Source organism: Pseudomonas tremae, from assembly GCF_023278125.1.
Lineage (GTDB): Bacteria > Pseudomonadota > Gammaproteobacteria > Pseudomonadales > Pseudomonadaceae > Aquipseudomonas > Aquipseudomonas tremae.
In genome coordinates, this window is record NZ_CP066270.1 from 2,330,001 (window position 1) to 2,347,310 (window position 17,310).

General features: G+C 57.1%; 14 protein-coding genes and 2 rRNA genes (1 of these 16 cut by a window edge). 7 read left to right on the forward strand and 9 right to left on the reverse strand.

Features of this window, described 5'->3' with window-relative positions; all coding sequences use genetic code 11:
• A 23S ribosomal RNA gene (locus I9H09_RS10665) occupies positions 1–2,310 on the forward strand; it begins 584 nt to the left of the window's first position.
• A gap of 157 nt (positions 2,311–2,467) precedes the next feature.
• Positions 2,468–2,583: ribosomal RNA gene (gene rrf / locus I9H09_RS10670) — 5S ribosomal RNA — on the forward strand.
• A 189-nt stretch (positions 2,584–2,772) separates the two neighbouring features.
• On the opposite strand, the gene queD is transcribed toward rrf, so the two are convergent.
• Positions 2,773–3,129 carry a 6-carboxytetrahydropterin synthase QueD gene (gene queD / locus I9H09_RS10675; RefSeq protein WP_055002879.1) on the reverse strand — a complete coding sequence of 119 codons (357 nt, stop codon included), beginning with the start codon at positions 3,127–3,129 and terminating at the stop codon, positions 2,773–2,775.
• A gap of 208 nt (positions 3,130–3,337) precedes the next feature.
• Between queD and I9H09_RS10680 the strand changes: the two genes are divergently transcribed.
• From I9H09_RS10680 to I9H09_RS10700, 5 genes are all read left to right on the forward strand, one after another.
• On the forward strand, positions 3,338–3,646 hold the full coding sequence (locus I9H09_RS10680) for a PepSY domain-containing protein (protein ID WP_122313066.1): 309 nt from the start codon (positions 3,338–3,340) through the stop codon (positions 3,644–3,646).
• Complete coding sequence (locus I9H09_RS10685) at positions 3,646–3,954, forward strand: PepSY domain-containing protein (protein ID WP_005886650.1); 309 nt, start codon at positions 3,646–3,648, stop codon at positions 3,952–3,954. Before I9H09_RS10680 ends, I9H09_RS10685 begins: the two co-directional genes overlap by 1 nt.
• The gene (locus tag I9H09_RS10690) at positions 3,954–4,622 is read left to right on the forward strand and encodes a response regulator transcription factor (RefSeq protein WP_122313065.1); all 669 of its coding nucleotides are present in this window, start codon (positions 3,954–3,956) and stop codon (positions 4,620–4,622) included. Before I9H09_RS10685 ends, I9H09_RS10690 begins: the two co-directional genes overlap by 1 nt.
• Complete coding sequence (locus tag I9H09_RS10695; RefSeq protein ID WP_005886654.1) at positions 4,619–5,938, forward strand: ATP-binding protein; 1,320 nt, start codon at positions 4,619–4,621, stop codon at positions 5,936–5,938. Before I9H09_RS10690 ends, I9H09_RS10695 begins: the two co-directional genes overlap by 4 nt.
• Before the next feature lie 155 nt (positions 5,939–6,093).
• Positions 6,094–7,158, forward strand: a complete 1,065-nt coding sequence (locus I9H09_RS10700; protein WP_122347031.1) for an AI-2E family transporter — start codon at positions 6,094–6,096, stop codon at positions 7,156–7,158.
• A 53-nt stretch (positions 7,159–7,211) separates the two neighbouring features.
• Here the strand turns inward: I9H09_RS10700 and nuoN are convergent, their stop codons facing one another.
• Genes nuoN through nuoG form a run of 8 tightly spaced genes read right to left on the reverse strand, consistent with a single transcriptional unit; the run spans position 7,212 to position 17,217 of the window.
• On the reverse strand, positions 7,212–8,681 hold the full coding sequence (nuoN, locus tag I9H09_RS10705; protein ID WP_024670043.1) for an NADH-quinone oxidoreductase subunit NuoN: 1,470 nt from the start codon (positions 8,679–8,681) through the stop codon (positions 7,212–7,214).
• A gap of 7 nt (positions 8,682–8,688) precedes the next feature.
• The gene (gene nuoM, locus I9H09_RS10710; RefSeq protein WP_005886659.1) at positions 8,689–10,221 is read right to left on the reverse strand and encodes an NADH-quinone oxidoreductase subunit M; all 1,533 of its coding nucleotides are present in this window, start codon (positions 10,219–10,221) and stop codon (positions 8,689–8,691) included.
• Between the two features lie 39 nt (positions 10,222–10,260).
• On the reverse strand, positions 10,261–12,114 hold the full coding sequence (gene nuoL, locus I9H09_RS10715; RefSeq protein WP_024670042.1) for an NADH-quinone oxidoreductase subunit L: 1,854 nt from the start codon (positions 12,112–12,114) through the stop codon (positions 10,261–10,263).
• Positions 12,111–12,419 carry an NADH-quinone oxidoreductase subunit NuoK gene (gene nuoK, locus I9H09_RS10720; RefSeq protein WP_003380111.1) on the reverse strand — a complete coding sequence of 103 codons (309 nt, stop codon included), beginning with the start codon at positions 12,417–12,419 and terminating at the stop codon, positions 12,111–12,113. The genes nuoL and nuoK overlap by 4 nt, the downstream gene beginning before the upstream one ends.
• Positions 12,416–12,925, reverse strand: coding sequence for an NADH-quinone oxidoreductase subunit J (gene nuoJ / locus I9H09_RS10725; RefSeq protein ID WP_003380113.1), 510 nt, complete (start codon positions 12,923–12,925; stop codon positions 12,416–12,418). Before nuoJ ends, nuoK begins: the two co-directional genes overlap by 4 nt.
• 10 nt (positions 12,926–12,935) lie before the next feature.
• Complete coding sequence (gene nuoI / locus I9H09_RS10730) at positions 12,936–13,484, reverse strand: NADH-quinone oxidoreductase subunit NuoI (RefSeq protein ID WP_003380115.1); 549 nt, start codon at positions 13,482–13,484, stop codon at positions 12,936–12,938.
• An 11-nt stretch (positions 13,485–13,495) separates the two neighbouring features.
• Complete coding sequence (nuoH, locus tag I9H09_RS10735; RefSeq protein WP_024689669.1) at positions 13,496–14,503, reverse strand: NADH-quinone oxidoreductase subunit NuoH; 1,008 nt, start codon at positions 14,501–14,503, stop codon at positions 13,496–13,498.
• Complete coding sequence (gene nuoG, locus I9H09_RS10740) at positions 14,500–17,217, reverse strand: NADH-quinone oxidoreductase subunit NuoG (protein WP_122347032.1); 2,718 nt, start codon at positions 17,215–17,217, stop codon at positions 14,500–14,502. Before nuoG ends, nuoH begins: the two co-directional genes overlap by 4 nt.
• Between the last annotated feature and the right edge of the window lie 93 nt (positions 17,218–17,310).

Below are 17,310 nucleotides of genomic sequence, written 5' to 3' on the forward strand. Positions count from 1 at the left end.
TCAGTGGCGAGCTTAACCGAATAGGGGAGGCGTAGCGAAAGCGAGTCTTAATAGGGCGTCTAGTCGCTGGGAATAGACCCGAAACCGGGCGATCTATCCATGGGCAGGTTGAAGGTTGGGTAACACTAACTGGAGGACCGAACCGACTACCGTTGAAAAGTTAGCGGATGACCTGTGGATCGGAGTGAAAGGCTAATCAAGCTCGGAGATAGCTGGTTCTCCTCGAAAGCTATTTAGGTAGCGCCTCATGTATCACTGTAGGGGGTAGAGCACTGTTTCGGCTAGGGGGTCATCCCGACTTACCAAACCGATGCAAACTCCGAATACCTACAAGTGCCGAGCATGGGAGACACACGGCGGGTGCTAACGTCCGTCGTGAAAAGGGAAACAACCCAGACCGTCAGCTAAGGTCCCAAAGTCATGGTTAAGTGGGAAACGATGTGGGAAGGCTTAGACAGCTAGGAGGTTGGCTTAGAAGCAGCCACCCTTTAAAGAAAGCGTAATAGCTCACTAGTCGAGTCGGCCTGCGCGGAAGATGTAACGGGGCTCAAACCATGCACCGAAGCTACGGGTATCATCTTTTGATGATGCGGTAGAGGAGCGTTCTGTAAGCCTGTGAAGGTGAGTTGAGAAGCTTGCTGGAGGTATCAGAAGTGCGAATGCTGACATGAGTAACGACAATGGGTGTGAAAAACACCCACGCCGAAAGACCAAGGTTTCCTGCGCAACGTTAATCGACGCAGGGTTAGTCGGTCCCTAAGGCGAGGCTGAAAAGCGTAGTCGATGGAAAACAGGTTAATATTCCTGTACTTCTGGTTATTGCGATGGAGGGACGGAGAAGGCTAGGCCAGCCTGGCGTTGGTTGTCCAGGTTTAAGGTGGTAGGCTGAGATCTTAGGTAAATCCGGGATCTTAAGGCCGAGAGCTGATGACGAGTGTTCTTTTAGAACACGAAGTGGTTGATGCCATGCTTCCAAGAAAAGCTTCTAAGCATCAGGTAACCAGGAACCGTACCCCAAACCGACACAGGTGGTTGGGTAGAGAATACCAAGGCGCTTGAGAGAACTCGGGTGAAGGAACTAGGCAAAATGGCACCGTAACTTCGGGAGAAGGTGCGCCGGTGAGGGTGAAGCATTTACTGCGTAAGCCCACGCCGGTCGAAGATACCAGGCCGCTGCGACTGTTTATTAAAAACACAGCACTCTGCAAACACGAAAGTGGACGTATAGGGTGTGACGCCTGCCCGGTGCCGGAAGGTTAATTGATGGGGTTAGCGCAAGCGAAGCTCTTGATCGAAGCCCCGGTAAACGGCGGCCGTAACTATAACGGTCCTAAGGTAGCGAAATTCCTTGTCGGGTAAGTTCCGACCTGCACGAATGGCGTAACGATGGCGGCGCTGTCTCCACCCGAGACTCAGTGAAATTGAAATCGCTGTGAAGATGCAGTGTATCCGCGGCTAGACGGAAAGACCCCGTGAACCTTTACTATAGCTTTGCACTGGACTTTGAATTTGCTTGTGTAGGATAGGTGGGAGGCTTTGAAGCGTGGACGCCAGTTCGCGTGGAGCCAACCTTGAAATACCACCCTGGCAACTTTGAGGTTCTAACTCAGGTCCGTTATCCGGATCGAGGACAGTGTATGGTGGGTAGTTTGACTGGGGCGGTCTCCTCCTAAAGAGTAACGGAGGAGTACGAAGGTGCGCTCAGACCGGTCGGAAATCGGTCGTAGAGTATAAAGGCAAAAGCGCGCTTGACTGCGAGACAGACACGTCGAGCAGGTACGAAAGTAGGTCTTAGTGATCCGGTGGTTCTGTATGGAAGGGCCATCGCTCAACGGATAAAAGGTACTCCGGGGATAACAGGCTGATACCGCCCAAGAGTTCATATCGACGGCGGTGTTTGGCACCTCGATGTCGGCTCATCACATCCTGGGGCTGAAGCCGGTCCCAAGGGTATGGCTGTTCGCCATTTAAAGTGGTACGCGAGCTGGGTTTAGAACGTCGTGAGACAGTTCGGTCCCTATCTGCCGTGGACGTTTGAGATTTGAGAGGGGCTGCTCCTAGTACGAGAGGACCGGAGTGGACGAACCTCTGGTGTTCCGGTTGTCACGCCAGTGGCATTGCCGGGTAGCTATGTTCGGAAAAGATAACCGCTGAAAGCATCTAAGCGGGAAACTTGCCTCAAGATGAGATCTCACTGGAACCTTGAGTTCCCTGAAGGGCCGTCGAAGACTACGACGTTGATAGGTTGGGTGTGTAAGCGCTGTGAGGCGTTGAGCTAACCAATACTAATTGCCCGTGAGGCTTGACCATATAACACCCAAGCAATTTGCGTCGAATGACCAGATTGCGGTGACTGTGAAGATGACACGAACCGAAAGTTTGCGTCACAAGCGACACCTGAATAACTGACTGTCACATACCCGATTTGCTGAAGCGCGCCGTATGGCACGACTCGGTACCCGAATTTCTTGACGACCATAGAGCATTGGAACCACCTGATCCCATCCCGAACTCAGTAGTGAAACGATGTATCGCCGATGGTAGTGTGGGGTTTCCCCATGTGAGAGTAGGTCATCGTCAAGATTGAATTCCAGAAACCCTCATCGCTTATGCGTTGAGGGTTTTTGTTTTTATGGCGTTCGCCAAATTTCACTCCGCGCCAGCCTTTGACTTTGTATGTATGAAGCTCAGTGCGAAAATCCTGGTAGTGCCCGTGCTCTGATTGCAGGCATAAAAAAACCACCGGCAAGGTGGTTTTACGTTTGGTGCAGATCAATCTCCGCGATACTCACAACCACTGGTGCAGGTCTCGTGAATGCGGATGGCCGAAAGCTCAGGTAGCAACGGTTTCAATTCATCCCAGATCCACTTCGCAAGATTTTCGCTGGTCGGGTTTTCCAGGCCTGGGATGTCATTCAGATAATGGTGGTCAAGGCGCTCGTAAAGCGGCTTGAAGATGGCTTTGATTTCGGAGAAATCTCGAATCCACCCAGTATGCGGGTCTACCTTGCCGGCCAGGTGAATACCGACTCGAAATGAATGACCGTGCAGACGTCCGCACTTATGCCCCTCAGGAACGTGGGGGAGGAGATGTGCTGACTCAAACGTAAACTCTTTGAAGATTTCCACTGTGTATTGGCCCCGAAAAATGGCGATCGCAGACGCGATAAATGCAGGCGGCAAGTTTAACAGCAATGGTCCGAAACTCCATGCAACCAAAAAGATGACGACGCTTTAAAAATGATGGCACTCGGCCAGATCTATTCAGCTTGAGTTAAGTTGCGCCAGTTAAGGTGAGCACCATAAAAGCATCGACGGCTATGGACTCCCATTAATAATGAAAACGCTGACGAACCTTGCGTCGCTTATCACACTTGCTCTGGTTTCTTCGACCAGTCAGGCGCAAGGTGTTGATCCGCTTGAGGTGCTGCGTCTCAGTGATGCGGGCACGCTCCAGTCAAGCGAAAAGCTTGATGCCAAGGCCTTAAGCAAGCACCCAGGCGCAAGCATTATTGGCACTCAGCTCAAGAACATCTACGGCAGGTACGTTTACAATGTCGAGCTGCGCGATGCGCAGGATATTGAGTGGGACCTCGAAATAGACGCCGCCACAGGCCAGGTCTACCGGAATCATCAGGACAACTAATGAATGTCGACAAGCATCTCTGTGCCATCCTTGGTTTGAGCCTGATCTGCTCCTTAGCGCTTGCCAGAGATTTGAATCAGGATGAAGCGCTCAGTTTGCGTCAGCGCGGAGTGATTCTGCCGCTTGAACAGTTCATCGAACGAGCGATGGGGCTGCACCCCGGTTCGCGTTTGCTGGAAGCCGAGCTTGAAGAGAAAAACAATAGGTACGTTTACGAGTTCGAGCTGCTGACTCCGCAGGGTGTTGTGCGAGAGCTCAAGTTCGATGCCCGCGACAGCAGTCAGTTACTGAAAGACGAGGATGATTGATGCGCCTGCTACTGGTTGAAGACCATGTTCCCCTCGCCGACGAGCTGCTTGCTGCCTTGGGCAGGCAAGGTTACGCAGTCGATTGGCTGGCTGACGGACGTGATGCGGTGTATCAGGGGGCCAGTGAGCCGTACGACCTCATAGTTCTGGATCTGGGTTTGCCTGGGATGTCGGGGCTTGAGGTATTACAGCAATGGCGTGGCAAAGGTCTGGCGACGCCGGTACTGATCCTTACGGCGCGGGGCTCTTGGTCAGAGCGAATAGAAGGATTGAAGGCCGGTGCCGACGATTACCTGCCCAAGCCTTTTCATCCTGAAGAGCTGCAACTGCGTATTCAGGCCCTGTTGCGTCGCTCGCATGGTCTGGCCAACCAGCCAACGCTTGAATCCGCAGGCCTTAATCTGGATGAAGGTCGGCAATGCGTCAGCCGCGATGGTGTTGATATCCAGCTTACGTCCGCAGAGTTTCGCCTTCTACGCTATTTCATGCTTCACCCTGGGCAGATTCTCTCCAAAAGCCATCTGTCCGAGCATTTGTATGACGGTGAAAACGAGCGTGACTCGAATGTCATCGAAGTCCACGTCAATCATCTGAGGCGCAAGCTGGGTCGTGCGGTCATAGAGACACGTCGCGGGCAAGGCTACCTTTACGGCGGAGCCGGAGGTTGAAATCCATACAGCGACGTTTGAGCCTCGGCCTGATCGCTGTCATGGTGGTCGTTGGTCTGGTGATGGCGCAGACCAGTCTCTGGCTGTTTGAAGTGGGTCTGCAACGTTACCTGGAATCGGGCCTGCGCAACCAAAGCGAGAACCTTCTGGTAGCGTTGGTTCGCGGCCCCGCCGGACTGCAACTCGACGATCATCGCTTATCAGGGGCCTATCAGCGTCCTTTGTCCGGCCATTATTTTCGTATGGACCTGCCGCAAGGGCACTGGCGATCCCGGTCATTGTGGGATTTCGAGCTTCCTCAACCTGGTGTGGGTCTGCATGCCAATCTTGAGCTAGGCAAAACCGGACAGTCACTGTTGATGCTGACCAGCGAATATCGCAAGTTCGGCCAGCAGATTTCCATCACTGTCGCGCAGGACTACACCCCGGTAAGGGCAAGCTTTCGCCTCATGCAGCAGATCGGGCTAGGGCTCGGGCTCGCAGCGCTGATTCTTGTGCTTGTACTGCAGCGCATTACCGTGCGAAGGGCACTGCGTCCGCTGGAAACCGTTCGAGAGCAGATATCCCAGCTCCAGCAGGGCCAGCGTTCCCAGCTGGATAATCAGGTACCTCTTGAGCTCGAGCCTCTGGTCGCCCAGATCAACCACCTGCTTGCGCACACCGAGGACAGTCTGAAGCGTTCACGCAACGCGTTGGGGAATCTGGGGCACGCTCTGAAGACGCCGCTTGCCGTTCTCCTCAGCCTTGCCTTGAGCGGGGAGCTCGATGCCAATCCTGCGTTGCGCAAGACGCTCCAGGAGCAACTGGAAAACATCCGTCTGCGTCTTGAGCGTGAGCTCAATCGAGCACGCCTTTCCGGCGATGCGCTGCCGGGTGCTCGTTTTGATTGTGATGCAGAGTTGCCCGGGTTGTTTTCTACCCTGGGGATGATCCACGGTGCTCACCTGCAGTTGCTCAATGACGTCGAGCCAGGCATGTACCTGCCTTGGGATCGGGAGGATATTCTGGAGCTGCTGGGCAATCTGCTGGACAACGCCTGCAAGTGGGCCGACAGCGAAGTACGATTAGGTATCTTGCGTCAGAATCATGGCTTCTGCCTGTTGATCGACGACGATGGGCCCGGCATTCCCGAATCTCAGCGTGCAGAGGTATTCAGTCGTGGGGCTCGTCTGGACGAGCAGATCACGGGTCACGGGCTGGGGCTGGGCATCGTGCGCGACATCGTTGAAGCGTGGGGCGGTCAGCTGCAGTTGCTGGAGAGCCCTGCCGGGGGGCTTCGCGTACGTATCGAACTGCCTGAGCGCACGGCACCCTGAGCAGTCCACCTTGACTGGTCGGGCCGCAGCATAAAACCTTGTTGGAGGTTGTTGCCTTGCGATCATATTGCCTGCATGAGATGGCACTCGTACGTTCATGTGCTGACTAAGCTCTAGACCGCGCGCAAGGCGCGGTTTACTGACATGGACAGGACATGGACGAAACCACGTTGCAATACAAAACCCTTATTCTGCTATTGGTGCTGGTGAGCATTGCCTTCATCTGGATTCTGCTGCCGTTTTATGGTGCGGTGTTCTGGGCGGTTATTCTCGGAATCATTTTTGCGCCAGTACAGCGCAGGCTGCAGATCAAGTTTAACTGGTCACGCAATCTCACCTCCCTGTGTACCCTGACGATCTGTCTGGTGATTGCGATTCTTCCGGTGATCGTCATCAGCGCCTTGCTGGTTCAGGAAGGCACCACACTGTACAAAAACGTCGAAACCGGACAGCTGGATATTGCTGGCTACCTGGCCGAATTCAAGGACCTGCTGCCACACTCGATTCAGGCATTGCTCGACCGTCTGGGCATGGGCGATCTTGAAGGGCTGCGCGACAAGATCACCAAAGGTGCGATGCAGGGTAGTCAGTATCTTGCAACCCAGGCTTTCAGCTTCGGGCAGGGCACGTTCGATTTCGTGGTGAGCGTCTTCATCATGCTTTATCTGTTGTATTTCTTTCTGCGCGACGGGCAGGAACTGGTACGCAAGATACGCACTGCCTTCCCGCTGGGCGAACAACAGAAGCGTCGTTTGCAGCTCAAATTCACCCGAGTGGTACGTGCCACAGTGAAAGGCAACGTGGTGGTCGCGGTGACACAGGGCATGCTGGGAGGCTTCATCTTCTGGGCGCTGGATATTCCAAGCGCATTGCTCTGGGCCGTGATCATGGCCTTTCTGTCGCTTTTGCCGGCAGTCGGCGCGGGAATTGTCTGGGCTCCAGTAGCTGTCTACTTCCTGCTCAGCGGCATGATCTGGCAAGGCGTGATTCTGGGGTTGTTCGGTGTATTCGTCATCGGACTGGTGGACAACGTGTTGCGCCCGGTTCTGGTTGGCAAGGACACCAAGATGCCGGACTACCTGATCCTGATTTCTACTCTGGGCGGCATGTCGGTCTTTGGTCTGAATGGCTTTGTGATAGGGCCTCTGATCGCTGCGCTATTCATCTCCAGCTGGGGACTGTTCAGCGGAGCCAAAAAGACGGTAAAGCTGCCGGGCTAATTCTCGGAGGCAAAAAAAACCCTGCTCTAGCAGGGTTTTTTGTTTCCGGATGATCAGCCTGCGACGTGCAAGCCGGCATTGACCACCAGGTCCAGCAGCGGTTGCGGGTAAACACCCAGTGCAAACGTCAGGATCGCCACAGCCAGCAGCATTACGCCACCTGTGCGCTGTGCCCAGTTGATTGCAGCGTCGTGACGCGGCATCTTGTTGTCGACCAGATACATGGTCACCATCACGCGCAGGTAGTAGAACAGACCGATAGCGCTACCGATTACCAGCGCCCCGACCAGCCACCACAGTTGCGACTCGACGCCGGTTGCCATGATGTAGAACTTGCCGATGAAACCGGCAGTGAGCGGGATGCCGGCCAGCGACAGCATCATCAGGGTCATGACTGCCGTCAGATAAGGACGACGCCAGAACAGACCACGGTATTCGAACATCGCATCGGCATCACGCCCGCTGTAAGGCGAGGACATCATGGTGATCACACCGAAGCTGCCCAGCGATGTCAGGACGTAGGTCGCCAGATAGACGCCAATGGCTTCGACTGCCATACCTTTGCTGGCTACCAGCGCGATCATCAGGTAACCGAAGTGTGCGATGGACGAGTAGCCCAGCAGACGCTTGAGGTTGGTCTGAGTCAATGCCAGCAGGTTACCGACCAGAATGGACGCTACTGCAATCACTGCCAGTACGTCATGCAGCACGCCACTGCTCGCAGCCGGGGAAATCTGGAACAGACGCACCAGCACTGCGAACACGGCGACCTTGCTCGCTGTGGCCAGAAACGCAGCGACAGGGGCGGGTGCGCCTTCGTAAACGTCCGGGGTCCACAGGTGGAAAGGTACCAGCGACAGTTTGAAGGCAAGCCCCACAACCATCATGCCCAGGCCCAGGCTGGCGATCGGGCTGGGCATGCCTGTAGCTGCAATAGCCTTGCCGATGCCTTCAAAGCTCAGAGAACCCGCTTCTGCGTATAACAACGCCATGCCGAACAGCAGGAAAGCCGACCCGGCTGCCGATAGCACCATGTACTTGATGCCGCCTTCCAGCGAGCGCTTGTTGAAGAAGGCATAAGCCACCAGGCCATAGACCGGCACCGACAGCAGCTCCAGGCCGATGAACAGGCCAGCCAGATGCTGAGCACTGACCAGCACCAGGCCGCCGGCAGCTGCCAGCAGGATCAGCAGGTAAAGTTCTTCGCGGTTGCCCGGATAGCCTGCCTTGCCGTCGCCCAGATAAGCGTGCGCCATCGTTACGCAAGCCAGAGTAGAGGCGAGGATGATCGCCATATACAGACAGGCAAAGTTGTCGATGTGCAGCAGCGGTGTCACCACCAGCGGGGCAACTTTCAGTGCCGGGTAAATCGACAGCAGCGCCAGGTTGAGGCCTGCTACCGACAGCAGGAACGTTTGTGAGTGATTGCGGCGCCATGCAATCGCCAACATCACCACTACAACGGTGAGGCTGGTGATCAGCAGTGGCGCAAGCGCAATAAAGTGTTGAATCGTCAGGTCCATAGCGCTCTTACCGGGCCGAAGCGAGTTGAGTGAAGGCAGTGCCTAGCCATTGCTGCACGCCGTGCATGGTTGCTGCCGAGGTATCGAGGAACGGCTGCGGGAAAACCCCGAGCACGATCAGCAACACGGCAAGGCCCAGCACCATGATCATTTCCCGTCCGTCCATGCCTTTCAGAACCTCGTCGGATTTCGACGGGCCGAAGTAGGCGCGGTGGATCATGATCAGCGAGTAGACAGAACCAAACACCAGGCCGGAAGTGGCAATTGCCGTGATCCATGGCGAACTGGCGAAACTGCCCAGCAGGATCAGGAACTCACCGACGAAGTTACCAGTGCCGGGCAGACCCAGAGAGGCAGCCGCGAAGAACAGACTGATCGCCGGTATGTAAGCGATGCGTGACCACAGGCCACCCATTTCTCGCATATCCCGAGTGTGCATACGTTCGTACAACTGGCCACTGAGAATGAACAGGGCAGCAGCTGACAGACCATGCGCAATCATCTGGATCAGCACGCCTTGCAACGCCTGCTGGCTGCCCGAGTAGATACCGATCAGCACGAAGCCCATGTGCGACACACTGGAAAACGCGATGAGACGCTTGATATCGGTCTGGGCGAAAGCCAGAAATGCGCCGTAGAAGATACCGACCAGACCCAGGCCCATCGCAATCGGCGCGAATTCGGCCGATGCATTGGGGAACAGTGGCAGGGCGAAGCGCAGCAGGCCGTAGGCAGCGGTTTTCAGCAGGATACCGGCAAGGTCGACGGAACCGGCAGTCGGTGCCTGTGCATGTGCATCAGGCAGCCAGGAGTGCAGTGGCACCACCGGCAGCTTCACCGCGAAAGCGATGAAGAAGCCCAGCATCAGGATGTACTCGGTACCTGGCGCCAGCTTGGTCTTCAACAGGTCGGCGTAGGCAAAGGTGATCACGCCGGTCTGGTTGAAATGCACCAGCACCAGACCAAGGATCGCCACCAGCATGATCAGACCGCTGGCCTGGGTGAAGATGAAGAACTTGGTCGCCGCGTAGATCCGGGTTTTCTTGCCGTCCGATGAGCTATGGCCCCACAGTGCGATGAGGAAATACATCGGCACCAGCATCATTTCCCAGAAGAAGAAGAACATGAACAGGTCGATGGCCAGGAACACGCCGACGACACCGCCCAGAATCCACATCAGGTTAAGGTGGAAGAAGCCCACCTTGCGCTGGATTTCCTTCCACGAGCACAGCACCGACAGAACGCCGAGCAGGCCGGTCAACAGGATCATCAGTAGCGAAAGGCCGTCGAGTGCCAGGTGCACGTCGATGCCGAAGCGGGTGATCCACGGGTGGTGGAATTCCAGGGTCCAGGTCGGATCGGCACCAGGCACCGGCGCGTAGCCGAAGTTGCCGGTTGCCCACAGCCAGAGGCCGAGAACCAGTTCGAGGGTCATTGTCAGCAGCGCGATCCAGCGCGGCAGGGTAGAGCCGAAGCGCTCACCCAGCCAGCACAGCAGGCCGCCGATAAAGGGGATCAGGATTAGCCAAGGCAGAATCATGACGGGCTCAATTCCTTTCGCAAATTCGCAAGGTTCATGTCAGACCGCAACCAGAACGACGGCGCCGAGTACCAGAACGGCACCCACGGCGATCGAGGCAGCATACCAACGCAACTGGCCGGTCTCGGTACGGCTCATGGTGTCATGACCGCCTTTGACCAGACGTGGGATCAAGCCGATGGTGCGGTCGAATGGATCGCTACGCAGCACATGGCTGATCGCCAGATAAGGTTTGACGAACAGCTTGTCGTAGATCCAGTCGAAGCCCCAGGCGGCGAACCACCAGGCTGAGAGGAAGCGACCCGGACCACTATTGGCGATAGCCGTTGCCAGGCGACGCTTGCCGAGAAACAGCAACGCTGCCAGCAGGATACCGGCCAGGGCAATGGCCCCCGAGGCGATTTCCAGGCTGTGCTTGGCTTCGCCACCGGCATGCCCGACGCTTTGCGGCAGAACACCGGCCAGCGGCGGGGTGATCATCGCGCCGACGAATGTCGACAGTACGATCAGCACCGACAGTGGCAACCAGTGAGCAATGCCGTGACCCGCGTGCGCTTCAGTCTTGGCCTCACCATGAAACGCGATGAAGATCAGGCGGAAGGTGTACAGCGAGGTCATGAACGCGCCGACCAGACCGGCATACAGCAGACCATTGTTACCGCTGGCGAACGCTTCCCAGAGGATTTCGTCCTTGGAGTAGAAACCGGCAGTCAACAGCGGCAAGGCAGACAACGCAGCACCGCCGACGATGAAGCTGGCATAGGCCAGAGGCAGTTTCTTCCACAGGCCGCCCATCTTGAAGATGTTCTGTTCATGGTGGCAGGCAACGATGACCGCACCCGACGCAAGGAACAGCAGCGCCTTGAAGAAGGCGTGAGTCATCAGATGGAAGATCGCGCCTTCCCAGGCACCTACACCCAACGCCAGGAACATGTAGCCGATCTGGCTCATGGTCGAGTAGGCGAGAATGCGTTTGATGTCGGTCTGCACGAGTGCTGCAAAACCGGCCAGTACCAGCGTGACGCCACCGACCAGACCTACCAGATGCAGGATGTCGGGTGCCAGTGCAAACAGGCCATGAGTCCGCGCGATCAGGTAGACACCTGCCGTTACCATTGTGGCCGCGTGGATCAATGCAGAAACCGGAGTAGGGCCGGCCATTGCGTCTGCCAGCCAGGTCTGCAGTGGCAGCTGCGCGGATTTACCGACGGCACCGCCAAGCAGCATCAGCGTTGCCAGCACGATCCAGAAATCGCCAACCTTGAAGTGCTCAGGCGCCTTGATCAGCAGCTCCTGCACATTGAGCGTACCCAACTGCTGGAACAGGATGAACATGCCGATGGCCATGAACACGTCGCCGATACGGGTGACGATAAAGGCCTTGAGTGCTGCGTTGCCGTTGTTGCGGTTGCTGTAGTAGAAACCGATCAACAGGTAGCTGCACAGGCCTACACCTTCCCAGCCAAAGTAAATGAACAGCAGGTTATCGCCCAGTATCAGGAACAGCATGCTGGCGATGAACAGGTTGGTGTACGAGAAAAAGCGTGAGTAACCGGCTTCGCCGCGCATGTACCAGGAGGCGAACAGGTGGATCAGGAAACCGACGCCCACCACGACACCGAGCATCGTGACGGAGAGACCGTCCAGATACAGCGCGAAGTTGGGCTGGAAGCCATCGACGTCCATCCAGCGCCACAGCACCTGGGTGTAGTGACCGCCTTCTGGCGGTGCGACATTGAACTGCCAGATGATCCAGGCCGTCACGACAGCCGACAGGCCAATGGAGCCCACGCCGATCAGCGCTGCGAGATTTTCCGAGATGCGTCCTCGAGAGAACGACAGCAGCAGAAAGCCGATGAGGGGAAATACGAAAGTCAGAAAGAGAAGATTCATCCGCGCATCTCGCTGGCAGCATCGATATCGAGAGTGTGGAAGCGGCGATACAGTTGCATCAGGATCGCCAGGCCGATACTGGCCTCGGCTGCCGCAAGGCTGATCACCAGGATGAACATGACCTGCCCATCCGGTTGCGCCCAGCGACTGCCGGCAACTACAAACGCCAGAGCAGCGGCGTTCATCATGATTTCCAGGCTCATCAACACAAAGAGAATGTTGCGGCGCACCATCAGGCCGACCAGACCCAGGCAGAACAGGACCCCGGCAACCGCCAGACCGTGTTCAAGAGGGATAGCATTCATTGGCTTGGCTCCTTGGCCTCGTTGCGGCCCAGATGGAATGCCGTGATGGCTGCAGCGAGCAGCAGCATCGAGGCGAGTTCCACCACCAGCAGATAAGGCCCGAACAGGCTGATGCCGACCGCCTTGGCGTCGACCGTGGTGTGACCGATGGCAGCGCCGGTCGGATTGGCGAAGAGTACGTACAGCAGCTCGGCCAGCAACAGCGTGCCGAGAATCACCGGGCCAATCCAGATGCCGGGTTTGAGCCAGGCGCGTTCCTGCTGAACCGAGGCCGGGCCCAGGTTCAGCATCATGACCACAAAGACGAACAGGACCATGATCGCGCCCGCATAGGCAATAACTTCCAGTACCCCGGCAAATGGCGCGCCGAGGCTGAAAAAGGTCATGGCCACAGCGATCAGCGAAATGATCAGGTAGAGCAGGGCATGCACCGGATTGGTGTTGGTGATCACCCTAAGGGTGGACACAACAGCGATTCCGGATGCGAAGTAGAAAGCGAATTCCATCTTTACTTCCTTAAGGCAGCAAGCTCTTGACGTTGATCGGCTCGGCTTCATTCTGTGCGGCGCCCTTGGGCTTGCCGCCGATGGCCATACCGGCCACGCGATAGAAGTTGTAGTCAGGGTTCTTACCGGGACCGGAGATCAGCAGATCTTCCTTCTCGTAGACCAGATCCTGACGCTTGAAGTCGGCCATCTCGAAGTCCGGCGTAAGCTGGATTGCGGTAGTCGGGCAGGCTTCTTCGCACAGGCCACAGAAAATGCAGCGCGAGAAGTTGATACGGAAAAAGTCCGGATACCAGCGCCCGTCCTCTGTCTCGGCCTTTTGCAGTGAAATACAACCCACCGGGCAGGCCACGGCGCACAGGTTGCAGGCCACGCAGCGTTCTTCGCCGTCAGGGTCGCGGGTCAGAACGATACGGCCACGGTAGCGCGGCGGCAGGTAGACCTGTTCTTCGGGGTATTGCAGGGTGTCGCGTTTGCGGAAGCCGTGACCGAACACCATCACCATGCTGCGCAACTGGGTACCAGTACCCTTAACGATGTCACCAATATATTTGAACATGGGTCAAATCCTCACTGAACCGAGCCTGCCGGTGTGTTCAACAACACGATCGCAGCAGTCACCAGCAAATTGATCAGGGTCAGCGGCAGACAGAACTTCCAGCTGAAATCCATGACCTGGTCATAACGCGGGCGCGGGATGGAAGCGCGCAGCAGAATGAACAGCATGATGAAGAACGCGGTTTTCAAGGCGAACCAGAAGAACGCAAGCGATGGCAGGATATCGAACGGACCGTGCCAGCCACCGAAGAACAGCGTGACCAGCAGCGCCGAGATCAGGATGATCCCGATGTATTCACCCACGAAGAACATGCCCCATTTCATGCCTGCATATTCAATGTGGTAGCCGTCAGCCAGTTCCTGCTCGGCTTCCGGCTGGTCAAACGGGTGACGGTGAGTGACCGCAACGCCTGCGATGAAGAACGTACAGAAGCCGAAGAACTGCGGAATGATGAACCACAGGTTCTGCGCCTGATATTCGACGATGTCGCGCATGTTGAACGAGCCGACCTGAACCACGATGCCCATCAGCGCCAGGCCCATGAACACTTCGTAGGATACAGTTTGCGCCGAAGCACGCAGGCTGCCCAACAGGGCGAACTTGTTGTTGCTCGACCAGCCCGCAAACAAGACGGCATACACCGACAGACCGGCCATAGCGAAGAAGAACAGCAGGCCGATGTTCAGGTCCGCCACGCCCCAGGTAGGTGTGATCGGAATCACAGCGAAGGCGATCAACAAGGCGCTCATGGCCACGACCGGTGCCAGGGTGAATATCACCTTGTCGGCGAACGGTGGTGTCCAGTCTTCCTTGAAGAACATTTTCAGCATGTCGGCTGCGATCTGGAACATGCCGAACGGGCCAACGCGGTTCGGGCCGTAGCGGTCCTGCCACCAACCCAGCAGACGACGTTCCACAAAGCTAAGCAGCGCGCCGCAGACCACAACGGCCAGCAGCACGACAATGGCCTTGACCGCAGCAAGTATTGCGTCAATCACATCAGGGGTGAACCAGGTCATTGCGCTGCCTCCTGCAGACCGTCAACGGATTTGCCGAAGATCGCTGGTGGAATGCCTGGCAAACCGGCCGGCAATGCCACCAGACCGGCGCCCAGTTCTTCATTGATACGTAGCGGCAGTGTCAGCGACTGTCCTGCAACGCTCAGCGAAAGCAGGGCACCTTCGTTGACGCCCAGACGATCGGCTTCGGACTTGGCCAGTGCCACGTATGGCTGGGGAATGCGCTCTTGAACCGGTGCAGCCAGTGACGAGGTCTCGTCGCTGCCGAACAGGTGGAAGAACGGCACGACCTGCCAGGTACCGCGCTCCGGGGAGAACGCGCGTGGAACACCGGAGAACCACGACAGACCATCGCCATGGCTTTCGATCAGGCGGGTGCCTGGGTCGCCGGCGCGCAAATGACCGCCAACTTCGTCTTGGAACTTGTTCCAGGCTTGCGGCGAGTTCCAGCCCGGCGACCAGGCGAATGGCACCTGCTGACGAGGTTCGGCAGAACCCGAGTAGCCTTCCATGGAGAAGGAGAAGGCGGTATCGATGTCTTGCGAGGTACGAGGCTCATGCACGCTGATGTTCGCGCGCATCGCTGTACGACCGCTGTAGCGCAGCGGTTCGCGAGCCAGCTTCAGGCCTTTGATGCGGAACGAGGCAGACGGTGCAGCATTGACGATACCGGCGAGTTGCGCAGAGCTGCCAGCACAGGCTTCGGTGACGTGATCAAGCTGAGTCCAGTCAACCGGCTTGTCCAGCAAGGTCGCGCGCAGGGCATGCATCCAGCGCCAGCCTTCGTGAACCAGAATGGCAGGGTCCAGATAGGTTGGGTCGAACACCTGGAAGAAGCGCTGAGCGCGGCCCTCCTGGCTGACCAGTGTGCCATCGCCTTCGGCAAAGCTGGCTGCTGGCAGAACCAGATGTGCGCGATCAACAGTCGGTGTTTTTTGATGGTCAGCAACGATCACCACTTTCGCCGCGCTCAGTGCAGCGTCGACGATTTTGGCGTCCACACGGCGATACAGATCGTTTTCCAGAACCACAATGGCGTCGGCCTGACCGGAAATCACTGCCTGCAGTGCAGCATCGACAGACTCACCGCCGAACATAGCCAGGCCCATGCTGTTGGCTTCTGGCACGATCAGGCTGATAGAGCCCTGTTTGTCGCGTAGCTTCAGAGCCTTGGCAATGTTTGCCGCTGCTTCGATCAACGCTGTCGAACCCAGCGAACTGCCGGAAATGATCAGCGGGCGCTTGGCCGCGAGGAGGGCGTCGGCAATACGTTGCGCCAGTTCCAGCGCTTCGCTGTCCAGACCTTCAACGGCCGGTGCGCTGGCGTCCAGTGCGTGGGCAACAGCGAAGCCGATGCGTGCGAGGTCATCCGGTGCGGCGTGGACACATTCTTCTGCGATGTCGTCGAGTCGGGTTTCAGCCAGGCTGGCGATGAACAGCGGGTTCAGTTCATGCTGACCGATGTTCTTCACAGCAGCATCGAGCCACGGCTGGACTTTCATCGCTGCGGCCATGTCTTCGGCCTTGCCCTTGACGGCCTGACGCAGGCCCAGCGCCATGCGCGCTGCGGTCTGGGTCAGGTCTTCGCCAAGGACGAAAATGGCGTCGTGATCTTCGATGTCTCGCAGGGTAGGAATCGGCAGCGGGCTGTCGTTCAGCACCTTGAGGATCAGGCGTACACGTTCCAGCTCGCCGGCTTCGATACCACTGTAGAAGTGTTCGGCCCCGACCAGTTCGCGCAGGGCATAGTTGCTTTCCAGACTGGCACGAGGCGAGCCGATGCCGACAATATTGCGACCGCGCAACAGGTCAGCGGCCTTGTCCAGTGCCTGATCCAGGCTCAGCTTGACCTGACCATCAGCCAGTAATGGCTGACGTGGACGGTCTGTGCGGTTGACATAGCCGTAGCCAAAACGACCGCGGTCACACAGGAAGTACTGGTTGACCGAACCGTTATAGCGGTTTTCGATGCGGCGCAGCTCACCGTAACGCTCGCCTGGGCTGATGTTGCAACCGCTGGAGCAGCCGTGGCAGATGCTCGGCGAGAACTGCATGTCCCATTTGCGGTTGTAGCGCTCGGAGTGAGTCTTGTCGGTAAACACACCGGTCGGGCAGACTTCGGTGAGGTTGCCGGAGAACTCGCTTTCCAGCGTGCCATCTTCGACGCGGCCGAAGTACACGTTGTCGTGAGCGCCGTAAACGCCCAGGTCGGTGCCGCCAGCGTAGTCTTTATAGAAGCGCACGCAACGATAACAGGCGATGCAGCGGTTCATCTCATGCGCGATGAACGGCCCCAGCTCCTGATTCTGGTGGGTGCGTTTGGTGAAGCGATAACGGCGCTCGTTATGGCCGGTCATCACCGTCATGTCCTGCAGGTGGCAGTGACCGCCTTCCTCACAGACAGGGCAGTCGTGCGGATGGTTGGTCATCAGCCATTCGACGACACTGGCCCGAAAGGCCTTGGATTCATCGTCTTCGATGGAGATCCAGGTGTTGTCGGTGGCTGGTGTCATGCAAGACATGACGATACGACCACGGGTGTCGTTTTCGTCGGTGTACTGCTTGACCGCGCACTGGCGACAGGCGCCAACGCTGCCAAGGGCGGGGTGCCAGCAGAAATAAGGGATGTCGAGGCCCAGCGACAGACATGCCTGTAACAGGTTGTCTGCACCATCGACTTCGAGCGCTTTGCCGTCTACGTGAATAGTAGCCATGGTTCAAAGGTCTTCGTTGGCCCGTTGTCAGCGGGCGTGGCTAATGGAATCTCGGTAGTACCCGTATCGTTCAGCCCGCAGGCGTCAGCAGGT